This is a genomic window from Enterobacter sp. 01-M-03-SI-ECC, assembly GCF_047530215.1.
In the GTDB taxonomy this organism is placed as follows: Bacteria; Pseudomonadota; Gammaproteobacteria; order Enterobacterales; family Enterobacteriaceae; genus Enterobacter; species Enterobacter chengduensis.
Window position 1 is genome coordinate 42,730 of the sequence record NZ_JBLKDA010000025.1, and the last position, 25,558, is coordinate 68,287.

At 54.8% G+C, this 25,558-nt stretch carries 20 protein-coding genes; 18 read left to right on the forward strand and 2 right to left on the reverse strand.

Translation table 11 applies throughout. The features are described from left to right. Positions 1 to 13: 13 nt before the first annotated feature. On the reverse strand, positions 14 to 2,689 hold the full coding sequence (gene glnD, locus ACMWKK_RS19830; RefSeq protein ID WP_045327869.1) for a bifunctional uridylyltransferase/uridylyl-removing protein GlnD: 2,676 nt from the start codon (positions 2,687 to 2,689) through the stop codon (positions 14 to 16). Positions 2,690 to 2,751: 62 nt separating this feature from the next. Continuing rightward, positions 2,752 to 3,546: a type I methionyl aminopeptidase gene (gene map, locus ACMWKK_RS19835; RefSeq protein ID WP_015572721.1), complete on the reverse strand. Its 795-nt coding sequence runs from the start codon at positions 3,544 to 3,546 to the stop codon at positions 2,752 to 2,754. A gap of 321 nt (positions 3,547 to 3,867) precedes the next feature. On the opposite strand from map, the gene rpsB reads away from it, so the two are divergent. The 18 genes from rpsB (at position 3,868) to ACMWKK_RS19925 (ending at position 25,547) form a co-directional block, all read left to right on the forward strand. After that, positions 3,868 to 4,593: a 30S ribosomal protein S2 gene (rpsB, locus tag ACMWKK_RS19840; RefSeq protein WP_003856207.1), complete on the forward strand. Its 726-nt coding sequence runs from the start codon at positions 3,868 to 3,870 to the stop codon at positions 4,591 to 4,593. Between the two features lie 116 nt (positions 4,594 to 4,709). Further along, entirely contained in the window at positions 4,710 to 5,561 is an 852-nt protein-coding gene (tsf, locus tag ACMWKK_RS19845; protein ID WP_014882627.1) for a translation elongation factor Ts, read from the forward strand. Positions 5,562 to 5,711: 150 nt separating this feature from the next. After that, positions 5,712 to 6,437, forward strand: coding sequence for a UMP kinase (gene pyrH / locus ACMWKK_RS19850; RefSeq protein WP_008501910.1), 726 nt, complete (start codon positions 5,712 to 5,714; stop codon positions 6,435 to 6,437). Positions 6,438 to 6,604: 167 nt separating this feature from the next. Then, on the forward strand, positions 6,605 to 7,162 hold the full coding sequence (frr, locus tag ACMWKK_RS19855; RefSeq protein ID WP_014882629.1) for a ribosome recycling factor: 558 nt from the start codon (positions 6,605 to 6,607) through the stop codon (positions 7,160 to 7,162). A gap of 94 nt (positions 7,163 to 7,256) precedes the next feature. Continuing rightward, entirely contained in the window at positions 7,257 to 8,456 is a 1,200-nt protein-coding gene (ispC, locus tag ACMWKK_RS19860; RefSeq protein WP_112781058.1) for a 1-deoxy-D-xylulose-5-phosphate reductoisomerase, read from the forward strand. A gap of 186 nt (positions 8,457 to 8,642) precedes the next feature. Further along, the gene (gene ispU, locus ACMWKK_RS19865; RefSeq protein WP_024907522.1) at positions 8,643 to 9,401 is read left to right on the forward strand and encodes a (2E,6E)-farnesyl-diphosphate-specific ditrans,polycis-undecaprenyl-diphosphate synthase; all 759 of its coding nucleotides are present in this window, start codon (positions 8,643 to 8,645) and stop codon (positions 9,399 to 9,401) included. Between the two features lie 12 nt (positions 9,402 to 9,413). Continuing rightward, complete coding sequence (gene cdsA, locus ACMWKK_RS19870; RefSeq protein WP_047716626.1) at positions 9,414 to 10,271, forward strand: phosphatidate cytidylyltransferase; 858 nt, start codon at positions 9,414 to 9,416, stop codon at positions 10,269 to 10,271. A gap of 11 nt (positions 10,272 to 10,282) precedes the next feature. After that, positions 10,283 to 11,635 (forward strand): sigma E protease regulator RseP, encoded by a 1,353-nt coding sequence (rseP, locus tag ACMWKK_RS19875; protein WP_032644133.1) that lies wholly within the window; start codon positions 10,283 to 10,285, stop codon positions 11,633 to 11,635. 31 nt (positions 11,636 to 11,666) lie between these two features. Next, positions 11,667 to 14,084, forward strand: a complete 2,418-nt coding sequence (gene bamA / locus ACMWKK_RS19880) for an outer membrane protein assembly factor BamA (RefSeq protein WP_045327819.1) — start codon at positions 11,667 to 11,669, stop codon at positions 14,082 to 14,084. A gap of 122 nt (positions 14,085 to 14,206) precedes the next feature. Next, entirely contained in the window at positions 14,207 to 14,701 is a 495-nt protein-coding gene (skp, locus tag ACMWKK_RS19885; RefSeq protein ID WP_032644135.1) for a molecular chaperone Skp, read from the forward strand. Between the two features lie 3 nt (positions 14,702 to 14,704). Next, positions 14,705 to 15,730, forward strand: a complete 1,026-nt coding sequence (gene lpxD / locus ACMWKK_RS19890; protein WP_045327820.1) for a UDP-3-O-(3-hydroxymyristoyl)glucosamine N-acyltransferase — start codon at positions 14,705 to 14,707, stop codon at positions 15,728 to 15,730. A gap of 102 nt (positions 15,731 to 15,832) precedes the next feature. After that, entirely contained in the window at positions 15,833 to 16,288 is a 456-nt protein-coding gene (gene fabZ, locus ACMWKK_RS19895) for a 3-hydroxyacyl-ACP dehydratase FabZ (RefSeq protein ID WP_010426706.1), read from the forward strand. A 3-nt stretch (positions 16,289 to 16,291) separates the two neighbouring features. Then, the gene (gene lpxA / locus ACMWKK_RS19900; RefSeq protein WP_023310462.1) at positions 16,292 to 17,080 is read left to right on the forward strand and encodes an acyl-ACP--UDP-N-acetylglucosamine O-acyltransferase; all 789 of its coding nucleotides are present in this window, start codon (positions 16,292 to 16,294) and stop codon (positions 17,078 to 17,080) included. After that, complete coding sequence (gene lpxB, locus ACMWKK_RS19905) at positions 17,080 to 18,228, forward strand: lipid-A-disaccharide synthase (RefSeq protein WP_112781059.1); 1,149 nt, start codon at positions 17,080 to 17,082, stop codon at positions 18,226 to 18,228. Before lpxA ends, lpxB begins: the two co-directional genes overlap by 1 nt. After that, entirely contained in the window at positions 18,225 to 18,821 is a 597-nt protein-coding gene (gene rnhB, locus ACMWKK_RS19910) for a ribonuclease HII (RefSeq protein ID WP_045327822.1), read from the forward strand. The genes lpxB and rnhB overlap by 4 nt, the downstream gene beginning before the upstream one ends. Positions 18,822 to 18,859: 38 nt before the next feature. Then, a complete protein-coding gene (gene dnaE / locus ACMWKK_RS19915) occupies positions 18,860 to 22,342 on the forward strand; it encodes a DNA polymerase III subunit alpha (RefSeq protein WP_406542917.1) in 3,483 nt (1,160 codons plus the stop codon). Between the two features lie 12 nt (positions 22,343 to 22,354). Beyond that, a complete protein-coding gene (gene accA, locus ACMWKK_RS19920) occupies positions 22,355 to 23,314 on the forward strand; it encodes an acetyl-CoA carboxylase carboxyl transferase subunit alpha (RefSeq protein WP_406542918.1) in 960 nt (319 codons plus the stop codon). Positions 23,315 to 23,414: 100 nt separating this feature from the next. Further along, on the forward strand, positions 23,415 to 25,547 hold the full coding sequence (locus tag ACMWKK_RS19925) for a lysine decarboxylase LdcC (protein ID WP_112781061.1): 2,133 nt from the start codon (positions 23,415 to 23,417) through the stop codon (positions 25,545 to 25,547). The last annotated feature ends 11 nt before the right edge of the window (positions 25,548 to 25,558 follow it).

The window sequence follows — 25,558 nt, forward strand, 5'->3', positions numbered from 1 at the left end:
ACTAAAAAACATATCACCCTTTATCGTTTGGATTGAGGGCTGCTGTCAACCGTTGTTGCACTTCAAGCTGCAGGTCATTATTAAGGGCACGCCGGTCCGCTGTCGCGATTATAAATAAATCTTCTACTCGCTCGCCAATGGTTGTAATTCGGGCTCCATGAAGCGAAATTCCCAGATCGGCAAAAACCTGGCCGACGCGGGCAAGCAGCCCCGGCTGGTCGAGCGCGATCAGCTCCAGGAACGATTTACGGTCGGTGTGGGTCGGCAGGAAATTGACCTCGGTATCGACGGTAAAGTGGCGCAATTTCGCCGGCTGGCGACGCGGCTGCGGGGGCTGCCAGCTGCGCTGGGTAATGGCCTGCTCCAGACCAAAACGGATCCCTTCATGCCTGTCCGACGACAGCGGGCTGCCGTCCGGCTCCAGCACGATAAAGGTGTCCATCGCCATGCCGTCGCGGGTAGTGAAAATCTGCGCGTCGTGAACGCTCAGGTTACGCCTGTCCAGCTCGGCGCAGACCGCTGCAAACAGATAAGGTCGGTCAGGGCTCCAGATGAAAATCTCCGTCCCGCCGCGGGTGGCCTGCGGGCTCAGCAGGATCATCGGCTGGGAGAGATCGTGCTTCAGCAGATGCCGCGCGTGCCAGGCAAGCTGGTTTGGGCTGTGGCGGACAAAATAGTTGGCGCGGCAGCGGGCCCAAATCTGATGCAGCGCCTCTTCATCAATGTTGTCCATGCGCAGCAGCGCCAGCGCCTGAAGCTGATGATGACGCACGCGCTCGCGCATGTCCGGGGTATTTTGCATCCCGCGACGCAGCTGTTTTTCGGTGGCGAAGTACAGCTCGCGCAGCAGGCTCTGCTTCCAGCTGTTCCAAAGGGTTTCGTTGGTGGCGCAGATATCGGCCACCGTCAGGCAGACCAGATAGCGCAGACGGTTTTCCGTCTGGACCTCTTCGGCGAACTGCTTGATCACCTCCGGATCCTGAATGTCACGACGCTGTGCGGTGACCGACATCAGCAGGTGATGACGCACCAGCCAGGCCACCAGCTGCGTTTCACGCGAGTTCAGGCCGTGCAGTTCGGCAAATTTCAGCACGTCCTGCGCGCCGAGCACCGAGTGGTCACCGCCGCGGCCTTTGGCGATATCGTGGAACAGGGCGGCAATCAGGATCAGTTCCGGATGGGTGAGCCGCGGCCACAGCTCGACGCACAGCGGGTGGCGGGAGCGCGTCTCTTCTTTCGCAAAGCTTTCCAGCTTGAGCATCACGCGGATTGTGTGTTCATCCACCGTGTAGGCGTGGAACAGATCGAACTGCATTTGCCCGACGATGTGCGACCACTGCGGCATATAGGCCCACAGCACGCTGTGGCGGTGCATCGGCAGCAGGCCTCGGCTGACGGCGCCCGGGTGGCGAAGCATGCTCAGGAACAGCGAGCGCGCTTCCGGGATATAGCACAGCGGCTGCGTCAGATGGCGGCGCGCGTGGCGCAGGTGGCGCAGGGTGGTGGAGTAGATCCCGGTGATGGTGCTGTTGCGCACCATGGTATAAAACATCCGCAGAATCGCTTCCGGCTCGCGGATGAACAGCGTTTCGTCGCGCAGATCGATAAGCGTGCCGCGCAGCTGGAATTCGTCATCAATCGGTCGCGGCTTTTCGTCCGCCGTCAGGGCCAGAATGGCCTCGTCGAATAGCTGCAGCAGCATCTGGTTCAGCTCGGTCACCCGACGGGTGACGCGGAAGAAATCCTTCATCATCTGCTCAACCGGCTCGTTACCTTCGCCCTGATAATTTAGCCGCTGCGCTACGCTGAGCTGGCGGTCAAACAGCAGACGGTTATCGTAGCGGGTGACCTCCAGATGCAGGGCAAAGCGGATGCGCCAGAGCAGATGCAGGCACTCGTTCAGCTCGTTACGCTCCGCCTCGGTTAAGAAGCCGAAGCCGACCATCTCGTCCAGCGAGGTGGCGCCAAAATGGCGGCGGGCGACCCACTGCAGCGTGTGGATATCGCGCAGGCCGCCGGGGCTGCTTTTTATATCGGGTTCAAGATTATAGCTGGTGCCGTGGTAGCGCTGGTGGCGCTGGTTTTGCTCCTCGACCTTTGCGGCGAAGAACTTTTCTGACGGCCAGAAGCCGTCGCTGAAGATGTGTTTTTGCAGCTCCAGGAACAGCGCGACGTCGCCGATCAGCAGACGGGTTTCAATCAGGTTGGTGGCGACGGTCAGGTCAGATAATCCTTCCAGCAGACACTCTTCCAGGGTGCGCACGCTGTGGCCAACCTCCAGCTTCACGTCCCAGAGCAGCGTCAGCAGTTCACCAATTTTTTGCGCCTGTTCGTCCGGCAGCTTTTTGCGGCTTAAGATCAGAAGGTCGATATCGGAAAGCGGATGCAGCTCGCCGCGGCCATAGCCCCCGACGGCAACCAGCGCGACGTCGCTCACCTGACCAAATCCGTACTCGATCCACAGGCGCTGCAGCAGCTGGTCGATAAATTCGGTACGCGCTTCGATGAGCTGCTCGGCGGAGACGCCGGCGTCAAACGCGCTGCCCAGCCAGCGATGGAACGTTTCCATATGGGCTTTAATGTGGGCGCAGGACAGCTCGTGCGATGGCCAGACGCCCGGGTTATCGGGCTGGTCGGGGAGGGTGGGAAGGGCTGTGTTAGCATACTGTTCGGGTAAAAGATTACTCATCGTGCGCCACCCATAAGAAAAAGCTATCGCCATTAAAAAAGCCGGCATTTGCCGGCTTCTTATCACTCAATGTTCGTCAGTATCGCCGGGATGGTGTCATCCTTGCGCAACGTCATAATTTCGCAGCCGTTGTCGGTTACCACAATAGTATGCTCGTACTGCGCAGACAAGCTCCGGTCTTTGGTTTTCACCGTCCAGCCGTCTTTCATGGTGCGGATGCGGTAGTCACCCGCGTTGACCATCGGCTCGATGGTGAAGGTCATGCCTTTTTGCAGCACCACGCCGCCGTCATCGGCATCATAGTGCAGAACCTGCGGCTCTTCATGGAAGACGCGACCAATGCCGTGACCGCAGTACTCGCGAACCACGGAGAACCCTTCTGCTTCCACAAACTTCTGGATGGCTGCACCGATGGTGCGCAGGCGAATACCCGGCTTCACCATTTTCAGCGCCAGGTAGAGGCTCTCTTGCGTCACTTTGCACAGGCGCTCGCCAAGAATAGTCGGCTTGCCAACGATGAACATTTTTGAGGTGTCACCGTGGTACTCGTCTTTGATGACGGTCACGTCGATGTTAACGATGTCGCCATCTTTCAGCAGCTTTTCGTCGTCCGGGATGCCGTGACACACCACTTCATTAATAGAGATGCAGACGGATTTCGGGAAACCGTGGTAGCCAAGGCAGGCGGAAACCGCGTGCTGCTCGTTCACGATATAGTCGTTACAGATGCGATCCAGTTCACCGGTGCTGACGCCCGGCTTCACGAACGGTTCGATCATTTCCAGCACGTCCGCGGCCAGACGACCGGCAACGCGCATCTTTTCAATTTCTTCAGGTGTCTTAATAGAGATAGCCATGTAATCTGTCCATCGGTGTCGATTTTTTCGACAATACTAGTCTAAGTGTCGTCAATGGTATCAGTCAGGCACGCCCCGTGCCAAATTGAGAATCATTAACAGCACTCACAGCCAACAACTGTTGGTTTCTGGTCGTGTTTTGTGGTATAAAGCGCGCCGGACTTCCGATCCATCTCAGATACACAGGCTGGACGGGAGCGACAAATCTCACTTTGTGTAACAACACACACGTATCGGCACATATTCCGGGGTGCCCTTCGGGGTCGGTAATATGGGATACGTGGAGGCATAACCCCAACTTTCAATATAGAGGTTTTAAACATGGCAACTGTTTCCATGCGCGACATGCTCAAGGCTGGTGTTCACTTTGGTCACCAGACCCGTTACTGGAACCCGAAAATGAAGCCTTTCATCTTCGGCGCGCGTAACAAAGTTCACATCATCAACCTTGAGAAAACTGTACCAATGTTCAACGAAGCCCTGGCTGAGCTGAACAAGATCTCTTCCCGTAAAGGTAAGATTCTGTTCGTTGGTACTAAGCGCGCTGCAAGCGAAGCTGTGAAAGATGCTGCTAACAGCTGCGACCAGTTCTTCGTGAACCATCGCTGGTTGGGCGGCATGCTGACCAACTGGAAAACTGTTCGTCAGTCCATCAAACGCCTGAAAGATCTGGAAACCCAGTCTCAGGACGGTACTTTCGACAAGCTGACTAAGAAAGAAGCGCTGATGCGCACCCGTGAACTGGACAAGCTGGAAAACAGCCTGGGCGGTATCAAAGATATGGGCGGCCTGCCAGACGCGCTGTTCGTAATCGATGCAGACCACGAGCACATCGCAATCAAAGAAGCTAACAACCTGGGTATCCCGGTATTCGCTATCGTTGATACCAACTCCGATCCGGACGGTGTTGACTTCGTTATCCCGGGTAACGACGACGCAATCCGTGCTGTTAGCCTGTACCTGAGCGCTGTAGCTGCTACCGTTCGTGAAGGCCGTTCCCAGGATCTGGCTTCTCAGGCGGAAGAAAGCTTCGTAGAAGCTGAATAATAAGGTTTTACCCCTTATTAGTACCGTGTATGAATAGGGGCCCATTACCGGCCCCTTTTTTCAATTTACACTGTTTGGCCCCGGCCGGGCAGTTCACATCTCCCGAGGATTTAAGAATGGCTGAAATTACCGCATCCCTGGTAAAAGAGCTGCGCGAGCGTACTGGCGCAGGCATGATGGATTGCAAAAAAGCGCTGACTGAAGCGAACGGCGACATCGAGCTGGCAATCGAAAACATGCGTAAATCCGGTGCGATCAAAGCAGCTAAAAAAGCAGGCAACGTTGCTGCTGACGGCGTGATCATCACTAAAATCGACGGCAACTACGGCATCATTCTGGAAGTTAACTGCCAGACTGACTTCGTTGCTAAAGATGGTGGTTTCCAGGCATTTGCGAACAAAGTTCTGGACGCAGCTGTTGCTGGCAAAATCACTGACGTTGAAGTTCTGAAAGCACAGTTCGAAGAAGAACGTGTTGCGCTGGTTGCTAAAATCGGTGAGAACATCAACATCCGTCGCGTATCTTCTCTGGAAGGTGACGTTCTGGGCTCTTACCAGCACGGTGCACGTATCGGTGTTCTGGTTGCGGCTAAAGGCGCTGACGAAGAGCTGGTTAAACAGCTGGCAATGCACATCGCTGCAAGCAAACCAGAATTCGTTAAGCCAGAAGACGTATCTGCTGAAGTGGTAGAAAAAGAGTACCAGGTTCAGCTGGACATCGCGATGCAGTCTGGTAAGCCAAAAGAAATCGCAGAGAAAATGGTTGAAGGCCGCATGAAGAAATTCACCGGCGAAGTTTCTCTGACTGGCCAGCCATTCGTAATGGACCCAAGCAAGTCTGTTGCTCAGCTGCTGAAAGAGCACAACGCTGACGTAACTGGCTTCATCCGCTTCGAAGTGGGCGAAGGCATCGAGAAAGTTGAGACTGACTTCGCAGCAGAAGTTGCTGCAATGTCCAAGCAGTCTTAATGATTGAAAAGGAGCCGCCTGAGGGCGGCTTCTTTTTGTCACCCGTCACAGGAAATCAGACAGGCTCCAGTATCGCTGTACTGATTTGCGGCATATCATGTCGCCAGAATTAACCCCCATCTTAATCGTTGACAGTCTCAGGAAAGAAACATGGCTACCAATGCAAAACCCGTGTACAAACGCATTCTGCTTAAGCTGAGTGGCGAAGCGCTGCAGGGATCGGAAGGCTTCGGTATTGACGCAAGCATCCTTGATCGCATGGCACAGGAAATCAAAGAACTGGTCGAACTGGGTATCCAGGTTGGCGTGGTCATTGGCGGTGGCAACCTTTTCCGTGGCGCTGGTCTGGCGAAAGCGGGGATGAACCGCGTTGTGGGCGACCACATGGGTATGCTGGCCACCGTTATGAATGGCCTGGCAATGCGTGACGCGCTGCACCGCGCCTATGTGAATGCCCGCCTGATGTCCGCGATCCCCCTGAATGGCGTTTGCGATAATTACAGCTGGGCAGAAGCCATCAGCCTGCTGCGCAACAACCGCGTGGTGATCCTCTCCGCCGGTACGGGTAACCCGTTCTTTACGACCGATTCCGCTGCCTGCCTGCGCGGTATCGAGATCGAAGCCGATGTGGTTCTGAAAGCGACTAAAGTAGACGGCGTGTTTACTGCCGACCCGGCAAAAGATCCTTCTGCCACCATGTACGATCAGCTGAGCTACAGCGAAGTGCTGGATAAAGAGCTGAAAGTGATGGATCTTGCCGCCTTCACGCTGGCTCGCGACCACAAACTGCCGATCCGTGTCTTCAACATGAACAAGCCTGGCGCACTGCGTCGCGTAGTCATGGGCGAAAAAGAAGGCACTTTGATCACGGAATAATTTCCGTTGGCGATAAATACAGGTAAGATTCCGCTTTATTTTGTAGTGGTATCTTACCCGGGCGCGCCTTTGGCGTTGTCATGAATTAAACGCGACTATACTTAGCACACCTGTAGCGCTGTGCTGGCGGATAGTCTGCCTGAGACAAGTTTTCAAGGATTCGTAACGTGATTAACGACATCAGAAAAGATGCTGAAGTACGCATGGAAAAATGCGTAGAAGCGTTCAAAACCCAAATCAGCAAAATCCGTACCGGCCGTGCTTCCCCAAGCCTGCTGGATGGCATCATCGTAGAATACTACGGTACGCCAACCCCGCTGCGTCAGCTGGCGAGCGTGACGGTAGAAGATACCCGTACGCTGAAAATCAACGTGTTCGATCGCTCTATGAGCCCGGCGGTTGAGAAAGCGATCATGGCCTCTGACCTCGGTCTGAACCCAAGCTCTGCGGGTTCTGACATCCGCGTTCCGCTGCCTCCGCTGACGGAAGAGCGTCGTAAAGATCTGATCAAAGTCGTGCGTGGCGAAGCTGAGCAGGGTCGTGTATCCGTGCGTAACGTCCGTCGTGACGCGAACGATAAAGTAAAAGCGCTGCTGAAAGAAAAAGAGATCAGTGAAGATGACGATCGTCGTTCTCAGGACGACATTCAGAAAATGACCGACGCGGCCATCAAGAAAATTGATGCGGCGCTGGCAGACAAAGAAGCGGAACTGATGCAGTTCTGATTTCTGTCGTACACTGATAAACGCCGTTCAGAGGGACTTTGGGTCTTGCTGGCGGCGTTTTGCTTTTATCTGGTCTAACTTTTTCGGGCATCTCATGAAGCATTTAACACTCCTCGGCTCAACCGGCTCTATCGGTTGCAGCACTCTCGACGTTGTTCGCCATAATCCTGAACTTTACACCGTGACAGCGCTGGTGGCCGGTAAGAATGTGCAGCGAATGGTCGAGCAGTGCCTGGAGTTTGCGCCTCGCTACGCGGTGATGGATGACGAAGAGAGCGCACGCCTGCTGAAAGCACAGCTGCTTGAGAAGGGCAGCCGAACCGAAGTGCTGAGTGGCCAACAGGCAGCCTGCGAGATGGCGGCGCTGGATGAGGTGGATCAGGTGATGGCGGCTATCGTCGGGGCGGCAGGATTATTGCCGACGCTTGCCGCGATTGATGCCGGTAAGGATGTTCTGCTGGCCAATAAAGAGTCGCTGGTCACCTGTGGACGCCTCTTTATGGATGCGGTGAAGCAGCGCGGCGCGCGCCTTTTGCCGGTCGACAGCGAACACAACGCGATTTTTCAGAGTTTACCGCAACCTTTTCAGCAGAACCTGGGGTACGCTGACCTGGAGCAGAATGGCGTAGTGTCTATTCTGCTAACCGGGTCTGGTGGCCCGTTTCGTGAAACGCCACTGTCTGAACTGCGCGCCATGACGCCGGATCAGGCGTGCCGTCATCCGAACTGGTCGATGGGGCGTAAAATCTCCGTTGATTCTGCCACCATGATGAACAAAGGTCTGGAATACATTGAAGCGCGCTGGCTGTTTAATGCGTCAGCGAAACAGATGGAAGTACTGATTCACCCGCAATCGGTGATTCACTCGATGGTGCGTTATCAGGATGGCAGCGTGCTGGCACAGCTTGGCGAGCCGGACATGCGTACGCCGATTGCCCATTCTATGGCGTGGCCAAATCGAGTGAAATCCGGCGTGAAGCCGCTCGATTTCTGCAAGCTAAGTTCCCTGACGTTCAGTGAACCAGACTACGACCGCTATCCGTGTCTGAAGCTTGCGATGAATGCCTTTGACCAAGGGCAGGCGGCAACGACGGCACTTAATGCAGCCAATGAAATTACCGTTGAAGCATTTCTGAATCAGCAAATTCGATTTACCGATATCGCGTCGTTAAATTTATCGGTACTGGAGAAGATGGATTTGCGCGAACCACAAAGCGTGGAAGAGGTGCTGGCGGTGGATGCATCTGCGCGTAATATTGCGCGCCAACAGGTGACACGCCTCGCAAGCTGGTGATAAAGCAAGCACTAGTCGTCGTGCTATTTGTTAGCGTTGGGCTTCAGTGATATAGTCTGCGCCACCTGATCGCAGGTATTTGACTTAATGTGGTCAGGTGAGCCGTGGTTTGACACGGCTTTTTTATGTATAGGCTTCAGTATTCCTGAGTACCGTTAAATCCTTTTCAGGGACAAAAAACGCGTTATGTTGTCTGCGAATCAACCAATAAGCGAAAATTTGCCAGCTCATGGCTGCCGTCATGTAGCAATCATTATGGATGGCAATGGCCGCTGGGCGAAAAGACAAGGGAAGATACGAGCCTTTGGGCATAAAGCGGGGGCGAAATCCGTTCGCCGCGCCGTTTCTTTTGCCGCCAACAACGGCATTGATGCGTTAACGCTCTATGCTTTTAGCAGTGAAAACTGGAATCGACCGCTGCAGGAAGTGACTGCGTTGATGGAGCTGTTTGTGTGGGCGCTAGACAGCGAAGTAAAAAGCCTGCACCGCCACAACGTCCGCCTGCGCATCATTGGCGATACCAGTCGTTTTAACTCACGTTTGCAGGAACGGATTCGTAAAGCAGAGGCGCTGACGGAAAATAATACCGGTCTGACGCTGAATATTGCGGCGAATTACGGTGGACGCTGGGATATTATCCAGGGCGTTCGGCATCTTGCCGAACAGGTTCAGGAAGGGCTGTTGAGACCCGACCAAATTGATGAAGAGGCGCTGAGCAAGCAAATCTGCATGAATGAACAGGCGCCTGTGGATTTGGTAATTAGGACAGGGGGGGAGCATCGCATAAGTAACTTTTTGATATGGCAGATTGCCTATGCGGAACTTTACTTTACGGATGTTCTTTGGCCCGATTTTGATGAACAAGACTTTGAAGGTGCGCTGCATGCCTTTGCCAATCGAGAGCGTCGTTTCGGCGGCACCGAGCCTGGTGGCGACAAAGCCTGATGGGGGTAGCTTTTGCTGAAGTATCGCCTGATTTCCGCTTTTGTATTAATACCCATTGTCATTGCGGCGCTGTTTTTACTGCCCCCAGTGGGATTCGCGATTGTCACGCTGGTGGTGTGCATGCTCGCCGCGTGGGAATGGGGACAGTTTAGCGGCTTTACCTCGCGCTCTCAGCGAGTATGGCTTGCGGTACTTTGTGGCTTTATCCTGGCCATAATGCTGTTTACGCTGCCTGAATATCATCATGATATTCATCAGCCGCTGGTCGCCGGTTCCTTGTGGATATCGCTGGCCTGGTGGGTGGCGGCGCTGTTGCTGGTTCTTTTTTATCCAGGCTCAGCGGCTTTGTGGCGTCATTCAAAAGTGCTGCGACTGATTTTCGGTTTGCTCACAATTATTCCTTTTTTCTGGGGTATGGTTGCGCTGCGCGCCTGGCACTACGATGAAAATCACTACAGCGGTGCGATCTGGCTGCTTTATGTGATGATTCTGGTCTGGGGGGCTGACTCCGGGGCCTATATGTTTGGTAAACTGTTCGGCAAACATAAGCTGGCGCCGAAGGTTTCTCCGGGCAAAACCTGGCAAGGATTCATCGGCGGCCTGTTTACGGCAGCGATCATCTCCTGGGGCTACGGCGTCTGGGCGAATCTTGAAGTGGCACCGTCAATACTGCTGGTGTGCTCGATTTTTGCTGCGCTTGCCTCAGTGCTCGGTGATTTAACCGAAAGTATGTTTAAGCGTGAAGCAGGGATTAAGGACAGCGGACACCTGATTCCAGGGCATGGCGGCATACTGGATCGCATTGATAGCCTGACAGCGGCTGTTCCCGTGTTTGCGTGTTTGCTTTTACTGGTATTCGGGACGATTTAACGGAAGGTTTTATGCTGAGCATTCTCTGGAATCTGGCGGCGTTCATTGTTGCACTGGGTGTACTGATTACCGTGCATGAATTTGGCCATTTCTGGGTTGCTCGCCGCTGTGGCGTGCGCGTAGAGCGGTTTTCCATCGGTTTTGGTAAATCACTCTGGACGCGCACCGACCGTCACGGCACAGAATTTGTCATCGCTCTTATTCCGCTGGGCGGCTACGTCAAAATGCTCGACGAACGCGTCGAGCCCGTCGCGCCAGAGCTGCGACACAGCGCATTCAACAATAAAACCGTTGGACAACGCGCCGCCATCATTGCTGCCGGACCGGTAGCCAACTTCATCTTTGCGATTTTCGCTTACTGGCTGGTGTTTATCATCGGCGTCCCTGGCGTACGTCCGGTAGTGGGTGAAATTGCGCCCAACTCTATCGCGGCGAGTGCGCAAATTACATCCGGGATGGAACTTAAAGCGATTGATGGCATCGAAACCCCTGATTGGGATGCCGTGCGACTGCAGCTGGTAGCCAAAATCGGCGATCCGCAGACCACCATCAGCGTATCGCCGTTTGGTTCAGATGCGCGTCAGGACAAAGTACTCGATTTACGTCACTGGCGTTTCGAACCAGACAAAGAGGATCCCGTCGCTGCGCTGGGCATTCGTCCACGCGGCCCGCAAATCGAGCCGGTATTAGCCGAAGTCCAGGCCAATTCGGCGGCGAGCAAAGCGGGTTTGCAAGCGGGCGACAGGATCGTTAAAGTCGATGGTCAACCATTAACAGAGTGGATGACCTTTGTTACTCTGGTGCGCGATAATCCGGGAACGTCTCTCGCGCTGGAAGTTGAAAGGCAGGGCAGTCCGCTTTCGCTGACGCTGATCCCGGATACGAAGTCGGTCGGCAAAAAGGCAGAAGGGTTTGCAGGCGTGGTGCCAAAAGTGATCCCGCTGCCAGATGAGTACAAGACAATACGCCAGTATGGGCCGTTCAGCGCCATCCTTGAAGCCACGGATAAAACATGGCAACTGATGAAGCTGACGGTCAACATGTTGGGGAAATTGATAACCGGTGATGTGAAACTGAACAACCTCAGTGGGCCAATTTCGATTGCTCAGGGGGCTGGGATGTCAGCGGAGTTCGGGGCGATTTACTATCTCATGTTCCTCGCGCTCATTAGCGTGAACCTTGGGATAATCAACCTGTTCCCGCTTCCCGTTTTAGACGGGGGTCATCTGCTGTTTTTAGCGATTGAAAAGCTAAAAGGCGGACCGGTATCCGAGCGAGTTCAAGACTTTAGTTATCGCATTGGCTCGATTTTGCTGGTGCTGTTAATGGGGCTTGCACTTTTCAATGATTTCTCTCGGTTGTAAGAGAGTTAGTTAGGAAGAACGCATAATAACGATGGCGATGAAAAAGTTGCTCATAGCGTCGCTGCTGTTTAGCAGCGCCACCGTATACGGTGCTGACGGGTTCGTAGTGAAAGACATTCATTTCGAAGGCCTTCAGCGTGTCGCCGTTGGTGCGGCCCTCCTCAGTATGCCTGTGCGCCCCGGCGATACGGTTAATGATGATGATATCAGTAACACCATCCGTGCTCTGTTTGCCACCGGCAACTTCGAGGATGTCCGCGTCCTGCGCGATGGTGATACGCTGCTGGTACAGGTAAAAGAACGTCCAACGATCGCCAGTATCACTTTCTCCGGCAACAAGTCGGTGAAAGATGACATGCTCAAGCAGAACCTTGAAGCATCCGGTGTTCGTGTGGGGGAATCCCTGGACCGCACAACCCTTTCAGACATTGAAAAAGGTCTGGAAGACTTCTACTACAGCGTCGGTAAATACAGCGCCAGCGTGAAAGCGGTTGTCACTCCGCTGCCGCGTAACCGTGTTGACCTGAAGCTGGTCTTCCAGGAAGGTGTTTCTGCGAAGATCCAGCAGATCAACATTGTTGGTAACCACGCGTTCAGCACCGACGAACTGATCTCCACCTTCCAGCTGCGCGACGAAGTGCCGTGGTGGAACGTGGTGGGCGATCGCAAATACCAGAAGCAGAAACTGGCGGGCGACCTTGAAACCCTGCGCAGCTACTATCTCGATCGTGGCTATGCGCGTTTCAATATCGACTCGACTCAGGTCAGTCTGACTCCGGACAAGAAAGGCATCTACATTACGGTTAACATCACTGAAGGCGATCAGTACAAGCTTTCGGGTGTTGAAGTGAGTGGTAACCTGGCCGGACATTCTGCGGAAATCGAATCGCTGACCAAAATTCAGCCAGGCGAACTGTATAGCGGTTCCAAAGTGACCAAAATGGAAGACAGCATTAAGAAGCTGCTCGGCCGCTATGGTTATGCCTACCCGCGCGTACAGACGCAGCCGGAAATTAACGACGCGGATAAAACCGTTAAGCTGCATGTAAATGTGGATGCGGGCAACCGTTTCTACGTGCGTAAGATCCGCTTCGTCGGTAACGACACCTCCAAAGACTCCGTTCTGCGTCGCGAAATGCGTCAGATGGAAGGGGCATGGTTGGGGAGCGACCTCGTTGATCAGGGTAAAGAGCGTCTGAACCGTCTGGGCTATTTTGAAACGGTGGATACCGATACCCAGCGTGTACCGGGCAGCCCGGATCAGGTTGATGTCGTCTATAAAGTGAAAGAGCGCAACACCGGTAGCTTCAACTTCGGTGTGGGCTACGGTACGGAAAGCGGCGTCAGCTTCCAGGTCGGCGTGCAGCAGGATAACTGGCTGGGTACGGGTTACTCTGTCGGGATTAACGGCACCAAAAACGACTACCAGACCTATTCTGAGTTCTCTGTCACTAACCCATACTTCACCGTTGACGGTGTGAGCCTGGGCGGTCGTATCTTCTATAACGACTTTAAAGCAGACGACGCGGATCTGTCTTCCTACACCAACAAGAGTTACGGTGTAGACGGTACGCTTGGCTTCCCGGTTAATGAATACAACACCCTGCGTGCGGGCTTAGGTTACGTGCATAACGACCTGTCCAACATGCAACCGCAGGTGGCGATGTGGCGTTATCTGGACTCTATTGGGCAGTCAACCAGCAAAGATGGTCATAACAATGGCTTCGCGGCGGATGACTTCACCTTTAACTACGGCTGGACCTATAACCGTCTCGACCGTGGCTACTTCCCAACGGAAGGTTCTCGCGTCAACCTGAACGGTAAAGTGACCGTGCCGGGCTCCGATAACGAGTTCTACAAGGTGACGCTGGATACCGCGTCCTACTTCCCGATCGATGACGATCATAAGTGGGTAGTGCTGGGTCGTACCCGCTGGGGCTATGGCGATGGTTTAGGCGGCAAAGAACTGCCGTTCTATGAAAACTTCTATGCCGGTGGTTCCAGTACCGTGCGTGGCTTCCAGTCCAACAACATTGGTCCGAAAGCGGTCTATTACGGTGGTAACGACAAGGATAACTGTAACAAATCCTCGTCTTCTGAGGTCTGTAGCTCCAATGACGCGGTGGGCGGTAACGCCATGGCCGTTGCCAGCCTGGAGTTCATCACCCCAACGCCGTTTATCAGCGATAAATACGCGAACTCGGTCCGTACCTCCTTCTTCTGGGATGCGGGTACCGTGTGGGATACCAACTGGCAGAATACCGCCCAGATGCGTGATGCTGGCGTTCCAGACTACAGCGATCCGAGCAATATTCGCATGTCTGCCGGTATCGCATTACAATGGATGTCACCGCTGGGGCCGTTGGTCTTCTCTTACGCCCAGCCGTTTAAGAAATATGATGGAGATAAGTCGGAGCAATTCCAGTTTAACATTGGTAAAACCTGGTAATAATCCGCGGCAAAGGAATGCGTTGGCAGTGTAGCGCTGACAACTGGCGATCGGTAACACGGTCGCCTTGCCACGCAAAGAACGGTACCTTCTGGTGCCAATGGGATGGTAAGGAGTTAATTGTGAAAAAGTGGTTATTAGCTGCAGGTCTCGGTTTAGCGATGGCAACTTCTGCTCAGGCAGCAGACAAAATTGCAATCGTCAACATGGGTAATTTGTTCCAGCAGGTTGCACAGAAGACTGGTGTTTCTGCGACTCTGGAAAACGAATTCAAAGGCCGTGCAAGCGAACTGCAGGGTATGGAAAACGATCTTCAGTCCAAAATGCAGCGTCTGCAGCGTGATGGTTCTACCATGAAAGCAAGCGACCGCAGCAAGCTGGAAAAAGACGTAATGGCTCAGCGCCAGACGTTCTCCCAGAAAGCGCAGGCTTTCGAGCAGGATCGTCAGCGTCGTTCTAACGAAGAACGCGGCAAGCTGGTGACTCGCATTCAGACCGCTGTTAAGGCAGTGGCTGCCGATCAGAGCATCGATCTGGTTGTAGATGCGAACGCCGTTGCTTATAACAGCAAAGATGTTAAAGACATCACTGCTGATGTTCTGAAACAGGTTAAATAAGTAATGCCTTCAATTCGACTGGCTGATTTAGCTCAGCAGTTGGATGCAGAATTACACGGTGATGGCGATATCGTCATCACCGCTGTTGCGTCCATGCAATCTGCTAAAGCTGGCACGATTACCTTCATGGTAAGCCCTAAGTACCGTGAGCAACTGGCTCAATGCCAGGCGTCAGCGGTTGTTCTGACGCAGGACGACCTCCCATTTGCCACTGTAAGCGCGCTGGTAGTGAAAAATCCCTACTTGACGTATGCACGCATGGCTCAAATTCTTGATACCACGCCGCAGCCGGCGCAGGACATTGCTGCCAGTGCAGCGATTGATGCGACGGCAACGCTGGGTAGCAACGTCGCCGTTGGCGCGAATGCGGTTATCGAGTCCGGCGTTGTGCTGGGCGATAACGTCGTTATTGGCCCAGGTTGCTTCGTTGGGAAAAATACGAAAATCGGCGCCGGGACCCGTTTATGGGCCAATGTGTCCGTTTATCATGACGTTGAAATTGGTGAAAATTGCCTCGTCCAGTCCAGCACCGTGATCGGTTCTGACGGCTTTGGTTACGCTAACGATCGCGGTAACTGGGTAAAGATCCCACAGCTTGGTCGCGTTATTATTGGCGATCGCGTGGAGATCGGCGCCTGCACCACCATTGACCGTGGCGCGCTTGATGACACGATCATTGGCAATGGTGTTATCATCGATAACCAGTGCCAGATTGCGCATAACGTTGTGATTGGCGACAATACCGCAGTTGCGGGTGGCGTCATCATGGCTGGCAGCCTGAAAATTGGCCGTTATTGCATGATTGGCGGTGCGAGCGTGATTAATGGTCATATGGAAATATGCGACAAGGTCACAGTGACGGGCATGGGCATGGTTATGCGTCCTATCACTGAACCTGGCGTCTATTCCTCCGGCATTCCGCTCCAACCCAACAAGGTATGGCGTAAAACAGCAGCTCTGGTGATGAACATTGATGATATGAGCAAGCGCCTCAAGTCTCTTGAGCGTAAGATCGATCAACAAGACTAAGCGTCATCCGTTTAACGCTATTTTTCCCGGCCTGTCGGCTTTCTAATAAACCGGCAGGCCGTGTTATTATTGTTATCAGTACATTTTGACAGGAAGAGTATTTTGACTACTGACACTCATACTCTGCATATTGAAGAGATTTTAGAACTTCTGCCGCACCGCTACCCGTTTCTGCTGGTAGACCGCGTGCTGGATTTTGAAGAAGGTCGTTTTCTGCGCGCAGTGAAAAATGTTTCCGTGAACGAGCCGTTTTTCCAGGGTCACTTCCCTGGTAAGCCTATCTTCCCGGGTGTGTTGATTCTGGAAGCAATGGCTCAGGCTACCGGTATTCTGGCGTTTAAAAGCGTCGGCAAACTGGAGCCAGGTGAGCTTTATTACTTCGCGGGTATTGATGAAGCGCGCTTTAAGCGTCCTGTCGTGCCTGGCGATCAGATGATCATGGAAGTCACTTTTGAAAAAACGCGTCGTGGCCTGACTCGCTTTAAAGGCGTAGCGCTGGTAGACGGCAAAGTTGTTTGCGAAGCGACGATGATGTGTGCTCGTAGCCGGGAGTCCTGATACGTGATTGATAAATCCGCCTTTATTCATCCTACCGCGATTGTGGAAACCGGTGCCATTATTGGTGCTAACGTCCACATTGGCCCGTTTTGTATTGTTGGACCCCATGTCGAAATTGGTGAGGGTACAGTACTGAAATCTCACGTTGTCGTGAATGGTCACACGACCATTGGCTGCAATAATGAGATCTATCAGTTCGCCTCCATCGGCGAAGTTAACCAGGATTTAAAATATGCTGGTGAGTCGACCCGTCTGGAAATTGGCGATCGTAACCGTATTCGCGAAAGCGTCACCATTCATCGTGGAACAGTACAGGGTGGTGGGTTGACGAAGGTGGGCAGCGATAACCTGTTTATGGTGAATGCGCATATCGCGCACGACTGTACCGTGGGTGACCGCTGTATTCTTGCCAACAACGCAACGCTGGCAGGACACGTATCGGTTGATGACTTCGCAATTATTGGCGGCATGACCGCAGTCCATCAGTTCTGCATCATTGGTGCGCACGTGATGGTTGGCGGATGCTCCGGTGTGGCGCAGGACGTCCCACCGTATGTGATTGCGCAGGGCAACCATGCCACGCCGTTTGGCGTGAACATCGAAGGCCTCAAGCGTCGTGGTTTTAGCCGCGAAGCGATTACTGCCATCCGCAACGCGTATAAACTGCTGTACCGTAGCGGAAAAACGCTGGAAGAGGCGAAGCCGGAAATTGCCGAGCTGGCGAATAAGCACCCGGAAGTGAACGCGTTCATGGAGTTCTTTGACCGTTCAACAAGGGGTCTGATTCGTTAATGGTCGACAGTCGTCCGCTTACGATAGCCCTGGTCGCCGGAGAAACCTCCGGCGATATTCTTGGTGCCGGTCTCATCCGCGCGCTGAAGGCGCGTGTACCTAACGCACGCTTTGTTGGCGTTGCTGGGCCGCTGATGCAGGCCGAAGGCTGTGAAGCCTGGTACGAAATGGAAGAGCTGGCCGTGATGGGCATCGTTGAGGTGCTTGGGCGCCTGCGTCGTTTGCTGCACATCCGTGCCGATCTCACCCGTCGCTTTACCGAGCTCAAGCCCGATGTGTTTGTCGGTATCGATGCACCTGATTTCAACATTACCCTCGAAGGCAATCTGAAAAAACAGGGCATTAAAACCATTCACTACGTCAGTCCGTCCGTCTGGGCGTGGCGACAGAAACGCGTTTTCAAAATTGGACGGTCCACCAACCTGGTGCTGGCTTTTCTACCTTTCGAAAAAGCGTTTTACGACAGATTTAACGTTCCGTGCCGCTTCATCGGCCATACCATGGCGGATGCGATGCCGCTGGATCCGGATAAAAACGCGGCGCGCGACGCGCTGGGCATCCCCCATGATGTGCACTGTCTGGCCTTGCTGCCGGGCAGCCGTGGTGCAGAAGTGGAGATGCTCAGCGCCGATTTCCTGAAAACCGCGCAGATTCTTCGCCAGACCTACCCCGATCTTGAAGTGGTCGTGCCGCTGGTGAATGCCAAACGCCGCGAGCAGTTTGAGCGGATCAAAGCGGACGTTGCCCCGGATCTCCACGTCCGTCTTCTGGACGGGAAAGGGCGGGAAGCGATGTATGCGAGTGATGCCGCGCTGCTGGCCTCCGGCACGGCGGCGCTGGAATGTATGCTGGCAAAATGCCCGATGGTGGTTGGCTATCGCATGAAGCCGTTCACCTTCTGGCTGGCAAAACGTCTGGTGAAAACGGATTATGTCTCCCTGCCAAACCTGCTTGCCGGGCGCGAGCTGGTGAAAGAGCTGTTGCAGGATGAGTGCCAGCCGCAGGCGTTAGCCGATGCGCTGCTGCCGCTGCTTGCCAACGGTAAAACCAGCCACCAGATGCATGATACCTTCCGCGAACTGCATCAACTGATCCGCTGTAACGCTGATGAGCAAGCGGCCGATGCGGTGCTGGAGTTAGCAAAATGATGGAATTTGTTTACCCTCACACCCACCTTGTGGCGGGTGTGGACGAAGTCGGACGCGGCCCTCTTGTGGGCGCTGTCGTAACCGCTGCTGTGATCCTCGATCCTGCTCGCCCGATTATTGGGCTGAACGACTCCAAAAAACTGTCCGAAAAGCGTCGACTGGCGCTCTTCGATGAAATTAAAGAGAAAGCGCTGGCCTGGAGCCTTGGCCGCGCAGAGCCGCATGAGATCGACGAGCTAAATATTCTGCATGCCACGATGCTGGCGATGCAGCGTGCGGTAGCGGGCCTGAAAATTTCCCCGGAATATGTTCTGATTGACGGCAACCGCTGTCCGGCGTTGCCTATGCCTTCAATGGCGGTCGTGAAAGGCGATAGCCGGGTCGCCGAGATTAGCGCAGCGTCCATTATTGCCAAAGTGACGCGCGATGCCGAAATGGCCGCGCTGGACCTCACTTACCCTCAGTATGGTTTCGCCCAGCATAAGGGGTATCCTACGCCTTTCCATCTGGAAAGGCTGGCTGAACATGGCGCAACCGAGCACCACCGGCGCAGTTTTGGCCCGGTGAAACGCGCGCTGGGACGGGTGTCCTGAATCAATACGCAAGCAATTAAGTAACGCGGAATCTGAAGATGGCTGAACCACGTTTCGTACACCTGCGGGTGCATAGCGACTACTCCATGATCGATGGGCTGGCGAAGACCGGGCCGCTGGTAAAAAAGGCGGCCTCTCTTGGCATGCCCGCACTGGCGATCACCGATTTTACCAACCTGTGTGGCCTGGTGAAGTTCTACGGAACGGCGCACGGCGCGGGAATGAAGCCTATCGTCGGCGCAGATTTCCATGTGCAGAGCGATCTCATCGGCGATGAACTGACGCAAATCTCCGTGCTGGCGATGAACAACACGGGCTATCAAAACCTCACTCTGCTCATCTCAAAAGCCTATCAGCGCGGCTATGGCGCGCTGGGCCCGTGGATCGACCGGGACTGGCTGGCGGAGCTTAACGAAGGGCTGCTGCTGATCTCCGGTGGCCGCATGGGCGACGTCGGTAAATGCCTGCTGCGCGGCAACAGCGCGCTGGTGGATCAGTGCGTCTCGTTCTATGAAGAACACTTCCCGGATCGCTATTATCTTGAGCTGATCCGCACCGGTCGCCAGGACGAAGAGAGCTATCTGCACGCGGCGGTCGCGCTTGCGGAAGAGCGCGGGCTGCCCGTCGTCGCAACGAATGACGTGCGTTTCCTTGAGTCCGGCGATTTTGACGCGCACGAAATTCGCGTGGCGATCCACGATGGCTTTACGCTCGACGACCCGAAACGGCCGCGTAACTACTCCGCTCAGCAGTACATGCGCAGCGAGGAGGAGATGTGTGAACTCTTCTCCGATATTCCCGAAGCGCTGGAAAACAGCGTAGAGATTGCCAGGCGCTGTAACGTTACCGTGCGCCTCGGCGAATACTTCCTGCCGCAGTTCCCGACGGGTGACATGACCACGGAAGATTTCCTGGTCGTGAAATCGAAGGAAGGTCTGGAAGAACGTCTCGAATTCCTCTTCCCGGATGAAGAAGAGCGTAAAAAGCGTCGTCCTGAATATGACGAACGCCTGGACATTGAACTCCAGGTTATCAACCAGATGGGCTTCCCGGGCTACTTCCTGATCGTAATGGAGTTTATCCAGTGGTCGAAGGATAACGGCGTACCGGTCGGACCGGGCCGTGGCTCCGGTGCGGGCTCGCTGGTGGCGTATGCGCTGAAAATCACCGACCTCGATCCGCTGGAATTCGACCTGCTGTTCGAACGTTTCCTCAACCCGGAACGTGTTTCCATGCCCGACTTCGACGTCGACTTCTGCATGGAGAAACGCGATCAGGTGATTGAGCACGTGGCCGATATGTACGGTCGTGACGCGGTATCGCAGATCATTACGTTCGGTACCATGGCGGCGAAAGCGGTTATCCGCGACGTGGGCCGCGTGCTGGGCCACCCGTACGGTTTTGTCGATCGCATCTCTAAACTGGTGCCGCCCGATCCGGGCATGACGCTGGCAAAAGCCTTTGAGGCCGAACCTCAGCTGCCTGAAATCTACGAAGCGGACGAAGAGGTCAAAGCGCTGATCGACATGGCGCGCAAGCTGGAAGGCGTCACGCGTAACGCCGGTAAGCATGCGGGGGGCGTGGTTATCGCGCCGACCAAAATTACCGACTTCGCGCCGCTCTACTGCGATGAAGCGGGTGAGCATCCGGTCACTCAGTTTGATAAGAACGACGTGGAGTACGCCGGGCTGGTGAAGTTTGACTTCCTCGGCCTGCGTACGCTGACGATCATCGACTGGGCGCTAAAGATGATCAACCCGCGCCGGGAAAAGCAGGGCCTTGAGCCGATAGACATCGCCGCCATCCCGCTGGACGACAAGAAAAGTTTCGACATGCTGCAGCGCTCGGAGACGACAGCCGTCTTCCAGCTTGAATCCCGCGGCATGAAGGATCTGATTAAACGCCTGCAGCCTGACTGCTTCGAAGATATGATCGCACTGGTCGCCCTGTTCCGTCCGGGCCCGCTGCAGTCGGGGATGGTAGATAACTTTATCGACCGTAAGCACGGGCGCGAAGAGATTTCCTACCCGGACGTGCAGTGGCAGCACGAAATCCTGAAGCCGGTACTGGAGCCAACCTACGGCATCATCCTGTATCAGGAACAGGTTATGCAGATCGCCCAGGTGCTTTCCGGCTATACCCTCGGCGGCGCGGACATGCTGCGTCGTGCGATGGGTAAGAAAAAGCCGGAAGAGATGGCCAAGCAGCGCTCCATCTTTGAAGACGGGGCGAAGAAAAACGGCATAGACGGCGAGCTGGCGATGAAAATCTTCGACCTGGTGGAGAAATTCGCCGGGTATGGATTTAACAAATCCCACTCCGCCGCCTATGCTTTGGTGTCGTATCAAACGCTGTGGCTGAAGGCGCACTATCCCGCTGAATTTATGGCGGCAGTGATGACCGCCGATATGGACAACACCGAGAAGGTGGTGGGCCTGGTGGACGAGTGCTGGCGCATGGGGCTGAAGATCCTGCCGCCGGATATTAACTCAGGCCTCTACCATTTCCACGTCAACGATGACGGAGAGATCGTCTACGGGATTGGCGCGATCAAGGGCGTGGGTGAGGGGCCGATCGAGGCGATCATCGAAGCGCGTAACAACGGCGGCTATTTCCGCGAGCTGTTCGATCTGTGCGCCCGTACCGATACCAAAAAGCTGAACCGCCGCGTGCTGGAAAAACTGATCATGTCCGGCGCGTTCGACAGGCTGGGGCCGCACCGCGCCGCGCTGATGAACTCTCTTGGCGATGCGTTAAAAGCGGCGGATCAGCACGCAAAAGCGGAAGCCATTGGTCAGGCGGATATGTTCGGGGTGCTGGCGGAAGAGCCGGAGCAGATTGAGCAATCGTATTCCAACTGCCAGCCGTGGCCAGAACAGGTGGTGCTGGATGGGGAGCGTGAGACGTTAGGCTTGTACCTGACGGGGCACCCGATCAACCAGTACATCAAAGAAATTGAGCGCTATGTCGGCGGCCACAGGCTAAAAGACATGCATCCGACAGAACGTGGTAAAATCACCACGGCTGCGGGGCTCGTGATTGCTGCAAGGGTTATGGTCACCAAGCGCGGCAATCGTATCGGCATCTGTACGTTGGATGACCGTTCCGGGCGTCTGGAGGTGATGCTGTTCACCGACGCGCTGGATAAATACCAGCAATTGCTGGAAAAAGACCGCATACTTATCGTCAGCGGACAGGTCAGCTTTGATGACTTCAGTGGGGGGCTTAAAATGACCGCCCGCGAAGTGATGGACATTGACGAAGCCCGGGAAAAATATGCTCGCGGGCTTGCTATCTCGCTGACGGACAGGCAAATTGATGACCAGCTTTTAAACCGACTCCGTCAGTCTCTGGAACCCCACCGCTCGGGGACAATTCCAGTACATCTCTACTATCAGAGGGCGGATGCACGTGCGCGGTTGCGCTTTGGTGCAACGTGGCGTGTCTCTCCGAGCGATCGTTTACTGAACGATCTCCGTGGCCTCATTGGTTCGGAGCAGGTGGAACTGGAGTTTGACTAATACAGGAATACTATGAGTCTGAATTTCCTTGATTTCGAACAGCCGATTGCTGAGCTGGAAGCGAAAATCGATTCTCTGACAGCGGTAAGCCGTCAGGATGAAAAACTGGATATTAACATCGACGAAGAAGTGCATCGTCTGCGCGAGAAAAGCGTAGAGCTGACGCGCAAAATCTTTGCCGATCTCGGCGCATGGCAGGTGGCCCAGCTGGCTCGCCATCCGCAGCGTCCGTACACCCAGGATTATGTCCGCCTGGCGTTTGACGAATTTGACGAACTGGCCGGCGATCGCGCATATGCTGACGATAAAGCCATCGTTGGCGGTATCGCGCGTCTGGACGGACGCCCGGTGATGATCATTGGTCATCAGAAAGGTCGTGAAACCAAAGAAAAAATCCGTCGTAACTTCGGTATGCCAGCGCCAGAAGGCTACCGTAAGGCCCTGCGTCTGATGGAGATGGCTGAGCGTTTCAACATGCCAATCATCACCTTCATTGACACCCCGGGTGCCTACCCTGGCGTGGGCGCGGAAGAGCGCGGTCAGTCTGAAGCCATCGCGCGCAACCTGCGCGAGATGTCTCGTCTGAAGGTGCCGGTCATCTGTACCGTTATCGGTGAAGGTGGCTCCGGCGGCGCGCTGGCGATTGGCGTGGGCGATAAAGTGAATATGCTGCAGTACAGCACCTATTCCGTTATCTCCCCGGAAGGCTGCGCGTCCATTCTGTGGAAAAGCGCCGATAAAGCGCCGCTGGCTGCAGAAGCGATGGGCATCATTGCGCCACGCCTGAAGGAGCTTAAGCTGATCGATTCCATTATCCCGGAACCGCTGGGTGGTGCGCATCGTAAGCCGGAAGTGATGGCGGCGTCTCTGAAAGCGCAGCTGCTGGCTGACCTGGCAGACCTGGACGTGCTGAGCAAAGAAGATCTGCTCAACCGCCGCTACCAGCGCCTGATGACCTACGGTTACGCGTAAGCTTCACAATTATCTGAAAAGCCGCACAATGTTGCGGCTTTTTTTATACCTGCGGTTTAGCCGGACTATGCTTAGCTAATGTTTTTTAAGGAGGAAGCCCATGAATATCATTGCCATTATGGGGCCACACGGCGTCTTTTATAAAGATGAGCCGATTAAGGAGCTGGAGCAAGCCCTGCAGTCGCGCGGGTATCAGCTAATCTGGCCGCACAACAGCGCCGACCTGCTGAAGTTCATCGAGCATAACCCGCGCATCTGCGGCGTGATCTTCGACTGGGACGAATATGATCTCGAACTGTGCAGCGATATCAACAAGCTGAACGAATACCTCCCGCTGTATGCCTTTATTAACACCCACTCCACCATGGACGTAAGCGCCAACGATATGCGTATGGCGCTGTGGTTCTTTGAGTATTCCCTCGGCGTGGCGGAAGACATTGCGACCCGCATTCAGCAGTACACGAATGAATATCTCGATAACATTACGCCGCCGTTTACCCGGGCGCTCTTCACCTACGTGAAAGAGGGGAAATATACCTTCTGTACGCCGGGCCATATGGCGGGAACGGCCTACCAAAAAAGCCCGGTGGGCTGCCTGTTCTATGATTTCTTTGGAGGCAACACGCTGAAGGCGGACGTGTCGATTTCAGTCACCGAATTGGGCTCTCTGCTGGATCACACCGGCCCGCATCTGGAAGCCGAAGAGTATATCGCCCGCACCTTTGGCGCCGAGCAGAGCTATATGGTGACCAACGGCACCTCCACTTCGAACAAAATCGTCGGCATGTACGCCGCGCCTGCGGGCAGCACGCTGCTGATTGACCGAAACTGCCATAAGTCGCTGGCCCATTTGCTGATGATGAGCGACGTCGTACCGCTCTGGCTGTCGCCCACGCGTAACGCGCTCGGTATTCTTGGCGGCATTCCGCGCCGGGAGTTCACCCATGACGCCATTGAAGGTAAGGTCGCGGCAATTACCGGCGCGAGCTGGCCCGTCCATGCGGTGATCACCAACTCAACTTACGATGGTCTGCTGTACAACACGGACTGGATCAAAAAGACGCTGGACGTGCCGTCGATCCACTTCGATTCCGCATGGGTGCCGTACACCAACTTCCACCCGATCTACGCGGGTAAAAGCGGCATGAGCGGTGAACGCGTGCCGGGTAAAGTCTTCTTCGAAACGCAGTCGACGCACAAAATGCTGGCCGCGTTTTCCCAGGCTTCGCTTATCCATATCAAAGGCGAGTACGACGAAGACACGTTCAACGAAGCGTTTATGATGCACACCACCACCTCACCGAGCTATCCGCTGGTGGCGTCTATCGAAACAGCCGCGGCGATGCTGCGCGGCAATCCGGGCAAACGTCTCATCAACCGTTCCGTGGAGCGCGCGCTGCATTTCCGCAAAGAGGTTCAGCGGCTGAAAGAGGAAGCCGACGGCTGGTTCTTTGATATCTGGCAGCCGGAAGAGATTGATGAGGCGGAGTGCTGGCCCGTCTCGCCCGGCGAAGAGTGGCACGGCTTTAGGGATGCCGATAGCGAACACATGTTCCTCGATCCGGTAAAAGTGACGATCCTGACGCCGGGGATGAACGAGCAGGGCAAGATGAGCGACGAGGGGATTCCGGCCGCGCTGGTCGCGAAATTTCTTGACGAGCGTGGCGTAGTGGTGGAGAAAACCGGTCCCTATAACCTGCTGTTCCTGTTCAGTATTGGTATTGATAAGACCCGGGCGATGGGGCTGCTGCGCGGCCTGATGGAGTTTAAGCGCGCCTACGATCTCAACCTGCGTGTGAAGAACATGCTGCCGGATCTCTACGCGGAGGATCCTGACTTCTATCGCAACATGCGCATTCAGGATCTGGCCCAGGGGATCCACAGGCTGATCCGTCAGCACGATCTGCCGCGCCTGATGCTTCAGGCGTTTGATGTGTTGCCGGAGATGAAGTTGACCCCGCACAAGGCATGGCAGCGCCAGGTGAAAGGGGAGGTCGAAACCGTCGAGCTGGAAAACCTGGTCGGGCGCGTATCGGCTAACATGATCCTGCCTTACCCACCGGGCGTTCCGCTCCTGATGCCGGGAGAGATGATTACCGAAGAGAGTCGCGCCGTGCTCGATTTCCTGCTGATGCTCTGTTCGGTGGGGCGCCACTATCCCGGTTTTGAGACGGATATTCACGGTGCGAAGCGCGACGAGAACGGCGTTTACTGGGTGCGAGTCCTAAAATAGGGGAGACCGCT

Coding starts and splice junctions, on each gene's coding strand:
- glnD (WP_045327869.1), bottom strand. CDS start 2,689: ATGAGTAATCTTTTACCCGAACAGTATGCTAACACAGCCCTTCCCACC.
- map (WP_015572721.1), bottom strand. CDS start 3,546: ATGGCTATCTCTATTAAGACACCTGAAGAAATTGAAAAGATGCGCGTT.
- rpsB (WP_003856207.1), top strand. CDS start 3,868: ATGGCAACTGTTTCCATGCGCGACATGCTCAAGGCTGGTGTTCACTTT.
- tsf (WP_014882627.1), top strand. CDS start 4,710: ATGGCTGAAATTACCGCATCCCTGGTAAAAGAGCTGCGCGAGCGTACT.
- pyrH (WP_008501910.1), top strand. CDS start 5,712: ATGGCTACCAATGCAAAACCCGTGTACAAACGCATTCTGCTTAAGCTG.
- ispC (WP_112781058.1), top strand. CDS start 7,257: ATGAAGCATTTAACACTCCTCGGCTCAACCGGCTCTATCGGTTGCAGC.
- ispU (WP_024907522.1), top strand. CDS start 8,643: ATGTTGTCTGCGAATCAACCAATAAGCGAAAATTTGCCAGCTCATGGC.
- rseP (WP_032644133.1), top strand. CDS start 10,283: ATGCTGAGCATTCTCTGGAATCTGGCGGCGTTCATTGTTGCACTGGGT.
- bamA (WP_045327819.1), top strand. CDS start 11,667: ATGGCGATGAAAAAGTTGCTCATAGCGTCGCTGCTGTTTAGCAGCGCC.
- lpxD (WP_045327820.1), top strand. CDS start 14,705: ATGCCTTCAATTCGACTGGCTGATTTAGCTCAGCAGTTGGATGCAGAA.
- lpxB (WP_112781059.1), top strand. CDS start 17,080: ATGGTCGACAGTCGTCCGCTTACGATAGCCCTGGTCGCCGGAGAAACC.
- rnhB (WP_045327822.1), top strand. CDS start 18,225: ATGATGGAATTTGTTTACCCTCACACCCACCTTGTGGCGGGTGTGGAC.
- dnaE (WP_406542917.1), top strand. CDS start 18,860: ATGGCTGAACCACGTTTCGTACACCTGCGGGTGCATAGCGACTACTCC.
- accA (WP_406542918.1), top strand. CDS start 22,355: ATGAGTCTGAATTTCCTTGATTTCGAACAGCCGATTGCTGAGCTGGAA.
- ACMWKK_RS19925 (WP_112781061.1), top strand. CDS start 23,415: ATGAATATCATTGCCATTATGGGGCCACACGGCGTCTTTTATAAAGAT.